Here is a 12,025-nt window from a genome sequence, read left to right as displayed (position 1 = left end):
TTATGGAATCTATCTTTGCATACCGGAGATTCAGACTACCCTCTTTCAGACAATAAAGGAATCAAAAGAGAAAGCTGTACCTAACTGTTTACGTTATGAGAATCTGGAGATTCCAATTTCTCAACACTCGCTAAACGGACAGCTGGTTTGTCACAAGGGATACACTGTATCTTATAATACAATACCTGTTGGCGGAATTAATTTAGTGCATACTTAATTCTGCCAATGGGCTTGTCGTTAATGAAGTTTACGTATTGCAGAATGGTAAGTGCACTAATTTTGCCAATGATTCTGGCAAACAAACCATTCGTTATTTTCGCGTAGTTCCTGATGACCAAGAACTGGTCTGTAAGTTGTGAGAATATTGTCTCAATCCTCTTTCTTGCCTTTGCAAACGGAATGAATGTCGGTTTCCAATCCTTTTGGTTGAGCCGATACGGACACTCCAGTCTTATGTGTGCGGTTTCGAACAAGTCAAGCTGTACGTCAGCTCCAATATACCCTTTGTCACCATAGATGCTACAGTCGTGATAAGTATGTTTTACATCCTTCATATAATGGAGGTCAGCCACACTTGCCTTTGACAGATCATAGGAATGGATAACTCCACTTAACCCACAGAGAGCGTGTAACTTATAACCAAAATAATACGTGTTCTGCGAAGCACAGAAGCCGAAGTCGGGAGCTTGCGAGAAATTGCCGGCACGCCCCATCTTGCAACGTTTTCCTCTTGCAACCCTACAGACCTCTATCGGCTTGGAGTCAACAAAGAATTGTTCCTCTCCGCCATCCATTTCCATGGCAATCCGCTTGCGCAGTTCCTCACACAGGCCTGACGTTTTCTTCCTGCGGTCATTGAACTGTCTCCTTGATATGAGATTGGGAATGCTGTCCTTGTATTCTTGCAATTTATAGTCGAACAACCACTTCTCACTATCAATGCTCTCGGTCTCTGCCGTCAGGGATAGCGCCACCACTTCCAAATCCGAAAACTTGGGAACAGGACCACGACGTGGAACATTACCCGAATCATTGACGAGATTTTCAGAGAATTGCTTGCATATCTCAAGTATTTTGACGAATTTTGCATAAAGGTTGTACATACGATGGTTTGAACTTAATGTTTTAATCACCACTAAGTTACTAAAAATCAGCGACATGTACAACTTTTTACTCATATTTATCAACTTAAATTAATTCCGCCAACGGGTAATACAATCCAAAAGATTCCAAACTGGGTAGCTTATGAACTCACTCGACAAGAAACAAAGGGAAATGCCCAAAGAAACAATCAATTCCTCGCCGATCCTTCTATCAAAGGCAATATGGCAACTAATTCTGATTATTCACATTCCGGATTCGACAAGGGACATATGGCCCCCGCTGCCGACATGAAGTGGAGTAACGAAGCTATGAAAGAGTCTTTCTATTTCAGCAATATATGCCCGCAACACCCCGAATTAAACCGGCGAAAATGGAAAGACTTGGAAGATAAAGTACGTGAGTGGGCAGTAGCCGACAGTTCCATCTTCATTGTCTGCGGTCCGATAATGAATAAAGAATCCCATACAATCGGCAAGAACCAGGTAACCGTACCAACAAGATTTTTCAAGGTCATCCTTTCTCTTTACGGTTCTCCCCCCAAAGCTATTGGATTTGTTTTCAACAACGAACCTGCAACAAAACCACTACGAAATTATGCAGTCTCAGTTGACAGCGTTGAACAGCTCACCGGCTTAGATTTCTTTTCTCCTCTTCCCGATTCTTTAGAAAATAAACTAGAGAGCCAAACAAATATCGCTTTGTGGAAAATATGAACGGGAACAAAAGCGTATATCAAAAACTAAAAATGAAAAAGTAAATACCCCTAAAAAGTAAATAATAACTAAACAGACAGAAAACATTTATTATCCAAGAACAAACATCTTTGAAATCTTCTTAACTTTGGCACAACTTTATAAATAGTGAATATTCTATATGAATAAGAAAAGAAAAAATATATTTTTCAGCATACTGGCTATTATTCTCTTCATTGGCATTGCTGGTTCCGGAATAGTTTATTACTATTTGTTCTATCCTCAATTTCATCCAAGTAAAACCACTTATATTTATATAGATCGTGATGACACTACAGATTCTATTTTCAACAAAATAAAAAAGCAAGGAAATCCTCATAACTTTGATGGTTTTAAATGGATGGCCCATTTCCGTGAATTTAGTAAAAACATCCACACCGGACGTTACGCTATCAAACCGGGTGATAATGCATACCACCTATATAGTAGGTTATCAAGAGGATACCAAACACCTGTCAATTTGACCATCGGAAGTGTACGAACTCTGGACAGATTAGCCCGCAGCATAGGAAAACAGTTAATGATTGACTCCACTGAAATTGCTACAGCGTTATACGATCCCGCTTTCCAAGAGAAAATGGGATATACGAAAGCTACCATGCCTTGCCTTTTTATCCCTGAAACCTACCAAGTATATTGGGACATCAGCATAGAAGACTTTTTCGCCCGGATGAAAAAAGAACATAATAAATTCTGGAACGAGGACCGATGTTTAAAAGCTAAAACAATCGGAATGACACCTGAAGAAGTTTGTACATTAGCCTCCATTGTAGAAGAAGAAACTAACAACAACGATGAAAAGCCGATGATTGCGGGATTATATATAAACCGTTTACATACAGGTATGCCTCTGCAAGCTGATCCAACAATCAAATTCGCCTTACAAGATTTTAGTCTGCGCAGAATTACCAACCAGCATTTAAGCATACAGTCTCCATATAACACTTACCTGAATACGGGTCTTCCTCCGGGCCCTATCCGGATACCTTCTCCCAAAGGGCTTGATAGTGTATTGAATTATGTAAAACATAACTATATTTATATGTGTGCCAAAGAAGATTTTTCGGGTACTCATAATTTTGCTTCCAACTATGCAGACCACATGGTCAATGCAAGAAAATACTGGAAAGCACTGAATGAAAGAAAGATTTTTAAGTAATCCCGTGATAAAATGATCTTAAAAACGTATCTTTGCCCGATATTATAACAAAATACGTGATTAACACCAAAAGAAAATAAGATATGAGCAAACAACTCTTACTTGGCGACGAAGCCATTGCACAAGCAGCACTGGATGCCGGACTTTCAGGCGTTTACGCTTATCCCGGCACTCCATCCACTGAAATTACCGAATACATCCAGATGGCTCCTATCACGAGCGAACGTAACATACACAACCGCTGGTGTGCCAATGAAAAAACGGCTATGGAAGCTGCCTTGGGTATGTCTTTTGTCGGCAAGCGTGCATTAGTCTGCATGAAACATGTGGGAATGAACGTAGCTGCTGACTGTTTTATCAATTCAGCCATCACAGGCGTAAAAGGGGGACTGATTGTAGTTGCGGCAGACGATCCCAGTATGCACTCTTCACAGAACGAACAAGATAGCCGTTTCTATGGCGACTTCTCATTAATACCCATGTACGAACCGAGCAACCAACAAGAAGCTTATGACATGGTATACAATGGTTTCGAATTTTCCGAGAAAACCGGTGAACCGATACTAATGCGCATGGTAACACGTTTGGCTCACTCTCGTTCAGGTGTAGAAAACAAAGCACAAAAAGCACAAAACGAAATCTCATTCAGTGAAGATCCACGCCAGTTTATCCTGCTACCGGGCAATGCACGCAAGCGTTATAAAGCATTACTTACACGTCAGGATGAATTTATCAAAGCATCCGAAGAATCACCTTATAATAGATACGTAGATGGCCCCAATAAAAAAATGGGCATCGTAGCCTGTGGAATCGGCTATAATTACTTGATGGAAAATTATCCTGACGGTTGCGAATATCCCGTTTTGAAAATTGGGCAGTATCCACTTCCCAAAAAGCAATTAATGCAATTAATCAATGATTGTGACGAAATCCTCGTATTAGAGGATGGACAACCATTTGTTGAGAAGCAACTGAAGGGATATCTGGGCATAGGATTAAAAGTAAAAGGTCGTCTCGACGGTACATTGTCACAAGACGGAGAATTAAATCCGGACACCGTGGCATGCGCTGTCGGCAAAGAGAATCGTTCCGAATTCAGTGTTCCGAATCTTGTAGAGATGCGCCCTCCGGCTTTGTGCGAAGGCTGCGGGCATAGAGATATGTATATAACATTAACTCAAGTATTGAAAGAAGAATATCCCACTCACAAAGTATTCAGCGACATTGGTTGTTATACGCTGGGAGCAAATGCACCATTTAACGCAATCAATTCTTGTGTAGACATGGGAGCATCTATCACTATGGCTAAAGGTGCATCCGATGGCGGACTCCATCCGGCTGTCGCTGTAATCGGAGACTCTACTTTTACTCACTCCGGAATGACCGGACTTTTGGACTGTGTCAACGAGAATGCCAATGTTACCATTGTCATATCCGATAATGAAACGACAGCAATGACCGGTGGACAAGATTCTGCCGGCACAGGCCGACTTGAAGCTATTTGCGCCGGATTAGGCGTAGATCCGGCTCACATCCGTATAGTTGTTCCTTTAAAGAAAAACTATGAAGAGATGAAACAGATCATCCGTGAGGAAATAGATTATAGAGGAGTATCCGTTATCATCCCACGCAGAGAGTGTATACAAACATTAGCACGTAAAAAAAGAAGTAAGTAAGCCATGAAAAAAGATATCATATTATCAGGTGTAGGTGGACAAGGTATCCTGTCCATCGCTACAGTAATCGGAAAGGCCGCCCTCAAAGACGGTCTGTACATGAAACAGGCAGAAGTGCACGGCATGAGCCAGCGTGGCGGAGATGTACAGTCGAATCTCCGAATCAGTGACCAGCCCATTGCATCAGATCTGATTCCCTCAGGTAAATGTGATTTGATCATCTCCCTTGAACCCATGGAAGGGCTTAGATACCTCCCCTACCTCAGCCATGAAGGTTGGTTGGTAACAAATGAAACTCCATTTGTTAATATCCCCAATTATCCCGCTGAGGCAGATGTTATGGCAGAAATCAATAAACTGCCGCATAAGGTTGTTCTGAATGTAGATAAAGTAGCCAAAGAAATAGGCTCTACACGAGTTGCCAATATTGTTTTATTAGGTGCCACTATCCCATTCTTAGGCATCGATTATGAAAAGATACAGGATAGTATTCGTGAAATATTCCAGAAAAAAGGTGATACAATAGTCGAACTCAATTTAAAAGCCTTGGCTGCCGGAAAAGAGATCGCAGAAAAAACGATGAAATGACCAGGAACAATTGAATATAGAAAAGGTGATAATGTGATCGGGACAACCGTTGCATTATCACCTTGATACATTATCCCCCCTACTTAAATAATTTATAAGCCATGAATACAAAATATTGGGAAGAAGAGATAGAGACCATGAGTCGTAAAAAACTGCAGGAACTACAACTCGAGCGACTCAAGAAAACAATTAATATAGCAGCCAATGCCCCTTATTACAAGAAAGTATTTCGAGAGCATGGCATCACTTCGGAAAGTATCCAATCACTGAACGACATCCGTAAACTGCCCTTTACCACAAAAGCAGATATGCGAGCCAATTACCCTTTCGGACTTGTCGCCGGAAATATGAAAGAAGACGGAGTACGTATTCACTCTTCAAGCGGAACAACAGGAACACCAACGGTTATTGTCCATTCACAGCATGACTTAGATTCATGGGCCAATCTGGTTGCACGATGCTTATATTGTGTAGGCATACGTAATACAGATGTTTTTCAAAACAGTTCCGGTTACGGTATGTTCACAGGAGGACTCGGATTCCAATATGGAGCTGAACGGCTGGGAGCTTTAACTGTACCTGCCGCTGCCGGTAACAGTAAACGCCAGATCAAGTTTATTACCGACTTTAAAACAACTGCCCTCCACGCCATCCCCAGTTATGCCATCCGCTTAGCTGAGGTCTTTCAGGAAGAAGGGATCGATCCATGCAGTACCACTCTCAAAACTCTCGTAATCGGTGCAGAACCACACACAGACGAACAGCGAAAAAAAATAGAACGCATGTTAGGTGTTAAAGCATACAATAGTTTTGGAATGACCGAAATGAACGGCCCCGGTGTCGCGTTTGAGTGTACAGAGCAGAATGGCATGCACTTTTGGGAAGATTGCTATTATGTAGAAATCATTAATCCCGAAACCGGAGAACCTGTCCCAGAAGGAGAAATCGGAGAACTCGTACTCACTACCCTTGATCGGGAAATGATGCCGCTCATACGTTATCGTACACGTGACCTCACTCGTATTTTACCGGGAGAATGTCCCTGTGGACGTACCCATATCCGAATTGACCGCATCAAAGGCCGTAGTGACGATATGTTTATCATCAAAGGAGTCAACATCTTCCCCATGCAAGTAGAAAAGATATTGGTACAATTCCCCGAATTGGGAAGCAATTACCTTATCACACTTGAGACTGTTAACAGCCAAGATGAAATGATTGTAGAAGTAGAATTGAGCGATCTTTCTACAGACAATTACATTGAACTTGAAAAGATACGTAAGGACATTACCCGCCAGCTAAAAGACGAAATACTTGTCACGCCCAAACTCAAATTGGTAAAGAAAGGCTCTCTACCACAAAGTGAAGGCAAAGCTGTCAGAGTGAAGGACCTGAGAAACAATAAATAATCATCCAATGAACCCAATATGCCGATGTACCATCCGAATACATCGGCGCATTGGCATATTGGGCACATTAACTTATTATTATAATCATGCAATTACTTAAAAAAAGAATCCTGCAAGACGGAAAATGCTATGAAGGGGGAATTCTCAAAGTAGATAGTTTTATCAACCACCAGATGGACCCGGTACTAATGAAGTCAATTGGCGTAGAGTTTGTGCGCCTTTTTGCCGGAACAAACGTCAATAAGATCATGACCATAGAAGCCAGCGGAATTGCTCCGGCCATCATGACGGGCTATTTGATGGACTTACCCGTCGTTTTTGCCAAGAAAAAGTCGCCAAGAACCATACAAAATGCCTTGAGCACTACAGTACATTCATTCACTAAAGACCGTGATTATGAAGTAGTCATCAGCTCTGACTTCCTTACCCCGAAAGACAATATATTATTTGTCGACGACTTCTTGGCCTATGGAAACGCTGCTTTAGGTGTTATCGACCTCATCAAACAGTCTGGTGCCAATCTGGTAGGAATGGGATTCATCATTGAGAAAGCATTTCAAAACGGACGTAAAACACTTGAAGAAAGAGGAGTAAGAGTAGAGTCTCTTGCCATTATTGAAGATTTATCCAATTGCCAGATTACAATAAAAGATTAACTCTGTAAAAAAGCCTTTGTATTCTCTCGGACAGGCTATACAAAGGCTTTTCTTTATAATACTTTCTACTTAGCTGATTCGTGTGAAATACTCACATTAGGGTTTAAATACTGCCCTTTACTTCTGGTTCTTTTCCCATATTGCACTGCATGCTTCGGACAAACGTGGTAACAAGCCAAACAAGATGTACAGTCCATCCCCCACACCGGTCTCCACCCTATCACAACTACATTCCCAACCGGACATATTCTTTCACAGCGCTTGCAACCGATACAATCATCAGTAACATAAAACGGTTTTGCAGAAGTCATAAAACGATTAAAAAGCGGATTCAGTATCTTCGTTTTCAACCATGGAAAACTCCCCTCATTGCAATGAAAACCCGTCTCACGAGCATTTATCGAGTAGTTAACTTCTTCTACCCTGCCGACAGCTTTTTCTAATTTCTCTTTCTCCAATTCTTTCTTATCCACGTCAAATCCGGGAAGCAACACATAATTATTAGGCATCGTCACCGAAAATCCGGCATTACACTCTATTCCTTTACGAGATAACGCCCTGCAAAACACTTTCTCCGTCAATCCTGTATCATCTCCGCAAGAACACACGAAATAGACATATTGGGAGTGATAATTAGCCAAAGTGACCCAATCCAGAAACTGCAACACGGCCAACGGAGGTCCCCATGAATAAACAGGAAAAATAAAACCTACTTTTTCATTATCCGCCAACACAAACTCTTTTATTCCATCCCTAATGGCATTCGGCATAAAAACAAGTGTTTCGTTTTGTACCCTTGCAATCTGCTCCGCAATCCATTTAGAATTTCCAGTTCCTGAAAAATAGAATATCATAACTATATGTGTATTTAAAAGAAAACAGCATAAAAAAAGGACGGTAGTCTTTAAATGATTACCGCCCTTTTCCTTTATTAAAAAGCCGCACCGATGATGTGATGAAACTCCGAATGACATGATTTGAGTGCCCGTCCTCTTTGTAATCCACCGACTATAAAGTTATCCCGAAGGATGTGGCCCGCCATTGAGAAGCGAAGCTTGTCTCGGTTTTCAGTTTAATTGATGAGTTTCCCGATCCAATCAATGCGGCTAATATTTTACTACAACAAATGTAGTTACTTTTAGTGAGATAAACAAGGAAAAAGAAGATTTTGTTTCTCTCTTAGACTATTTTTTAAATTATAAACCCAGCTTTAAAAATGAAAAATGCCGGTTACAGTTAATGTAACCAGCATTTTGTAAATCATAAAACTGTCGGAACTTAAGCTGCTTTAGCCTTAGCGACTACAGCTTTGAAAGCTTCCGGATGGTTAACAGCTAAGTCAGCCAAAACCTTACGGTTAATTTCGATACCGGCTTTGTGCAGACCACCCATCAGTTTAGAATATGACATTCCTTCCAGACGTGCAGCAGCATTGATACGTTGTATCCAAAGAGCACGGAAGTTTCTCTTCTTGTTTCTACGGTCACGGAACGCATAGGTCAAACCCTTTTCCCAAGTGTTTTTAGCTACGGTCCATACATTTTTTCTTGCACCAAAGTAACCTCTGGTCAATTTCAAAATTTTCTTTCTTCTTGCTTTTGAAGCAACATGATTTACTGATCTTGGCATAGTTTTCTCTTTTTTGAATGTTAGCGCCGTTACTTCACGTAACGAACTTGAAGCTAAAGCATTCGGTTAATAACTTTAATAATACTTTGTACGCTTTTGATTACTTCATAGCTAAGAGTTCCTTAACCTGGCTTACATTTGTTGTATCAACAGTTGTTGAATAACACAGGTTTCTTTTTCTCTTCTTAGACTTCTTAGTCAAAATGTGACTGTGAAAAGCGTGCTTTCTTTTGATTTTACCTGTTCCGGTAAGGGTAAACCTTTTTTTAGAACCGGAGTTAGTCTTCATCTTTGGCATCTTAATTGTTTTTAAATTATTAAATTATATGGCAACGCACTATACCTGCGCGTTACGCATTTTTCTTACTCTTCATTGTTTTCAGCAGGCTTTTCTGCTTTTACTGTAGCCGGAGCAGCTGGTTTGGGAGCCGCAGGCTTCTTTACAACTCCTTCTTTCTTCTTCGGAGAAAGCTGAATCGTCATACGTTTACCTTCCAGAATCGGCAATTGATCGACTTTTGCATAGTCTTCCAGATCATTAGCAAAACGCAACAGAAGCACTTCACCTTGTTCCTTAAAAAGGATGGAACGACCTTTGAAGAAAACATAAGCTTTCACCTTGTCACCATCTTCCAAAAAGCCTTTAGCATGTTTCAACTTAAAATTATAGTCATGGTCATCCGTTTGCGGACCAAAACGTATTTCTTTTACGTTTACTTTTACCTGTTTAGCCTTTTGTTCCTTCTGACGCTTCTTTAACTGATACAGAAACTTGGAATAGTCAATAATACGACAAACAGGTGGTTGGGCATTGGGAGAAATCTCCACGAGATCCATTTCTTTTTCTTCAGCCAATTTTAATGCCTGAAAAATGGGATATACTTTAGGCTCTACATCATCACCTACAATGCGGACTTCTTTCGCACGGATCTGTTCATTGATCCGATATTGCGATTTCATACTGTCATTCTTCATTAAATAACGTTTACTTCCAGTTTGTTTTTTATTGTCTACCAAATTAAATTATGTATTAAAGTAAAAGCTGTCTTTAGAACATTATCAAAATGCTGTGCTTTTACAATTGGGCGCAAAGTTACCATTTATTTATCATATTCTGAACTTCTTCGTTCAAAATTTCACCAAAATCTTCAAATTTCATGGTTCCTTTGTCTCCTTCTCCCTGTCTGCGGACAGAAACTTCACCATTTTCAGCTTCTTTCTCGCCGACAATCAGCATATACGGAATGCGCTTCATCTCGTTATCACGAATTTTACGGCCGATCTTCTCATTGCGATCATCCACAATTGCGCGAATTTCTTTTGTTTTCAAGTAAGTCTTCACTTTTTCCGCATATTCATTGAACTTCTCACTAATCGGGAGAATAACGACTTGTTCCGGAGTCAGCCATAACGGGAATTTACCGGCGGTATGTTCAATCAATACAGCAACAAAACGTTCCATAGATCCGAATGGAGCGCGATGGATCATCACCGGACGGTGCTTCTGGTTATCCGATCCCATATATTCCAGTTCGAAGCGCTCCGGCAGATTATAATCCACCTGAATAGTTCCTAACTGCCAACGACGACCGATAGCATCTTTCACCATAAAGTCCAATTTAGGACCATAGAAAGCAGCTTCACCATATTCGATCTTAGCTTTCAGCCCCTTTTCTTCGCAGGCCTCAATGATAGCTTGTTCAGCTTTTTCCCAGTTCTCATCACTGCCAATGTATTTTTCACGGTTCACTTTATCGCGCAAAGAAATCTGTGCTTCAAAGTTAGTGAAATCCATAGAACGGAACACGATTGAAATAATATCCATCACACGAAGGAACTCTCCCTTCACCTGATCCGGACGACAGAAAATATGTGCATCATCCTGTGTAAAGCTACGCACACGTGTTAATCCATGAAGTTCACCGCTCTGCTCGTAACGACACACAGTACCAAATTCAGCAATGCGCAGAGGCAAGTCCTTATACGAACGAGGGAAATTCTTATAAATTTCACAATGATGAGGACAGTTCATCGGTTTCAGGAAGTATTCTTCACCCTCTTCCGGTGTATGAATGGGTTGGAATGCATCTTTACCATATTTTGCATAGTGCCCCGAAGTCACATACAATAACTTGTTACCAATAGGCGGAGTAATCACTTCCTGATAATCGTAACGAGTCTGGATACGGCGAAGGAAATCCTGCAAACGCAAACGCAAAGCAGTTCCTTTCGGCAGCCACATAGGCAATCCCTTACCCACCGTATCGGAGAACATGAAAAGTTGCATTTCTTTACCAATCTTACGATGGTCACGTTTTTTAGCTTCCTCCATTAAAGCCAGATACTCATCCAGCATTTTCTTTTTAGGGAAAGTAATACCATAAATGCGAGTCAGCATTTTACGGTCTTCATGTCCGCGCCAGTATGCACCGGCAACAGAAGTCAGCTTAATAGCTTTAATAGGTGCGGTTGTCATCAAGTGAGGGCCACGACAAAGATCCGTAAAGTCACCCTGTGTATATGTTGTAATATGTCCGTCTTCCAACTCCGAAATCAGCTCACATTTATAAGTTTCCCCACGGTCGCCAAACATCTTTAAAGCATCGTTTTTTGCAATATCCCGGCGAACCACAGCTTCTTTCCTTGCAACCAGTTCAGCCATTTTTGCCTCAATTGCAGGCAGATCAGACTCTTTGATGACAGCCTCTCCCGGATCAACGTCATAGTAGAAACCGTTTTCAATAGCCGGACCAATACCGAACTGAATACCCGGATAAAGCTCCTGCAAAGCTTCAGCCAACAAGTGAGCACTTGTGTGCCAAAAAGCATGCTTACCCTGTTCATCTTCCCATTTATAAAGCACTACCGAAGCATCTTCATTGATGGGACGTCCCAAATCATAAATCTCACCGTTCACTCCACACGCCAATACATCTTGCGCCAGACGCGAACTGATACTTTCTGCAATTTGCAGTCCGTTTACTCCCTCGTTATACTCACGAACAGAGCCATCAGGAAATGTTATTTTTATCATAATGTTATGTTATATTTT

11 protein-coding genes and 1 pseudogene are annotated in these 12,025 nt (G+C 41.1%); 6 read left to right on the top strand and 6 right to left on the bottom strand.

What is annotated here, in order from left to right:
* Positions 1-197 precede the first annotated feature (197 nt).
* Entirely contained in the window at positions 198-1,178 is a 981-nt protein-coding gene (locus tag DBK98_RS12090; protein ID WP_032536584.1) for an IS982-like element IS1187 family transposase, read from the bottom strand.
* A gap of 33 nt (positions 1,179-1,211) precedes the next feature.
* On the opposite strand from DBK98_RS12090, the pseudogene DBK98_RS12085 reads away from it, so the two are divergent.
* From DBK98_RS12085 to xpt, 6 genes and pseudogenes are all read left to right on the top strand, one after another.
* Positions 1,212-1,817 (top strand): annotated as a pseudogene (locus tag DBK98_RS12085) (DNA/RNA non-specific endonuclease); the annotation flags it as partial.
* A 160-nt stretch (positions 1,818-1,977) separates the two neighbouring features.
* Positions 1,978-3,015 (top strand): endolytic transglycosylase MltG, encoded by a 1,038-nt coding sequence (gene mltG, locus DBK98_RS12080; RefSeq protein ID WP_022011271.1) that lies wholly within the window; start codon positions 1,978-1,980, stop codon positions 3,013-3,015.
* An 83-nt stretch (positions 3,016-3,098) separates the two neighbouring features.
* On the top strand, positions 3,099-4,691 hold the full coding sequence (locus tag DBK98_RS12075; RefSeq protein ID WP_032536315.1) for a thiamine pyrophosphate-dependent enzyme: 1,593 nt from the start codon (positions 3,099-3,101) through the stop codon (positions 4,689-4,691).
* A 3-nt stretch (positions 4,692-4,694) separates the two neighbouring features.
* The gene (locus tag DBK98_RS12070; protein WP_005776481.1) at positions 4,695-5,279 is read left to right on the top strand and encodes an indolepyruvate oxidoreductase subunit beta; all 585 of its coding nucleotides are present in this window, start codon (positions 4,695-4,697) and stop codon (positions 5,277-5,279) included.
* Positions 5,280-5,380: 101 nt separating this feature from the next.
* A complete protein-coding gene (locus tag DBK98_RS12065; RefSeq protein ID WP_032536316.1) occupies positions 5,381-6,688 on the top strand; it encodes a phenylacetate--CoA ligase in 1,308 nt (435 codons plus the stop codon).
* Positions 6,689-6,774: 86 nt separating this feature from the next.
* Positions 6,775-7,344 carry a xanthine phosphoribosyltransferase gene (gene xpt, locus DBK98_RS12060; RefSeq protein ID WP_005776479.1) on the top strand — a complete coding sequence of 190 codons (570 nt, stop codon included), beginning with the start codon at positions 6,775-6,777 and terminating at the stop codon, positions 7,342-7,344.
* 65 nt (positions 7,345-7,409) lie between these two features.
* On the opposite strand, the gene DBK98_RS12055 is transcribed toward xpt, so the two are convergent.
* From DBK98_RS12055 to thrS, 5 genes are all read right to left on the bottom strand, one after another.
* Entirely contained in the window at positions 7,410-8,198 is a 789-nt protein-coding gene (locus DBK98_RS12055) for an EFR1 family ferrodoxin (RefSeq protein ID WP_005809022.1), read from the bottom strand.
* Positions 8,199-8,622: 424 nt separating this feature from the next.
* Complete coding sequence (rplT, locus tag DBK98_RS12050) at positions 8,623-8,973, bottom strand: 50S ribosomal protein L20 (protein WP_002561638.1); 351 nt, start codon at positions 8,971-8,973, stop codon at positions 8,623-8,625.
* A gap of 100 nt (positions 8,974-9,073) precedes the next feature.
* Positions 9,074-9,271 carry a 50S ribosomal protein L35 gene (gene rpmI / locus DBK98_RS12045; RefSeq protein WP_004297539.1) on the bottom strand — a complete coding sequence of 66 codons (198 nt, stop codon included), beginning with the start codon at positions 9,269-9,271 and terminating at the stop codon, positions 9,074-9,076.
* 65 nt (positions 9,272-9,336) lie between these two features.
* Entirely contained in the window at positions 9,337-9,948 is a 612-nt protein-coding gene (gene infC, locus DBK98_RS12040; protein ID WP_032530688.1) for a translation initiation factor IF-3, read from the bottom strand.
* A 118-nt stretch (positions 9,949-10,066) separates the two neighbouring features.
* Positions 10,067-12,007: a threonine--tRNA ligase gene (gene thrS, locus DBK98_RS12035; protein ID WP_005809024.1), complete on the bottom strand. Its 1,941-nt coding sequence runs from the start codon at positions 12,005-12,007 to the stop codon at positions 10,067-10,069.
* Between the last annotated feature and the right edge of the window lie 18 nt (positions 12,008-12,025).

Origin of the sequence: Bacteroides sp. PHL 2737 (assembly GCF_004115325.2) — a bacterium.
GTDB classification, from domain to species: Bacteria; Bacteroidota; Bacteroidia; order Bacteroidales; family Bacteroidaceae; genus Bacteroides; species Bacteroides hominis.
This window is presented reverse-complemented; position numbering and strand designations above follow the sequence as displayed.

Excerpts from the sequence above, each read along its gene's own strand:
- DBK98_RS12070 (WP_005776481.1), top strand. The coding sequence starts at position 4,695 with ATGAAAAAAGATATCATATTATCAGGTGTAGGTGGACAAGGTATCCTG.
- rpmI (WP_004297539.1), bottom strand. The coding sequence starts at position 9,271 with ATGCCAAAGATGAAGACTAACTCCGGTTCTAAAAAAAGGTTTACCCTT.
- DBK98_RS12075 (WP_032536315.1), top strand. The coding sequence starts at position 3,099 with ATGAGCAAACAACTCTTACTTGGCGACGAAGCCATTGCACAAGCAGCA.
- thrS (WP_005809024.1), bottom strand. The coding sequence starts at position 12,007 with ATGATAAAAATAACATTTCCTGATGGCTCTGTTCGTGAGTATAACGAG.
- DBK98_RS12090 (WP_032536584.1), bottom strand. The coding sequence starts at position 1,178 with ATGAGTAAAAAGTTGTACATGTCGCTGATTTTTAGTAACTTAGTGGTG.
- xpt (WP_005776479.1), top strand. The coding sequence starts at position 6,775 with ATGCAATTACTTAAAAAAAGAATCCTGCAAGACGGAAAATGCTATGAA.
- mltG (WP_022011271.1), top strand. The coding sequence starts at position 1,978 with ATGAATAAGAAAAGAAAAAATATATTTTTCAGCATACTGGCTATTATT.
- DBK98_RS12065 (WP_032536316.1), top strand. The coding sequence starts at position 5,381 with ATGAATACAAAATATTGGGAAGAAGAGATAGAGACCATGAGTCGTAAA.
- rplT (WP_002561638.1), bottom strand. The coding sequence starts at position 8,973 with ATGCCAAGATCAGTAAATCATGTTGCTTCAAAAGCAAGAAGAAAGAAA.
- DBK98_RS12055 (WP_005809022.1), bottom strand. The coding sequence starts at position 8,198 with ATGATATTCTATTTTTCAGGAACTGGAAATTCTAAATGGATTGCGGAG.
- infC (WP_032530688.1), bottom strand. The coding sequence starts at position 9,948 with ATGAAGAATGACAGTATGAAATCGCAATATCGGATCAATGAACAGATC.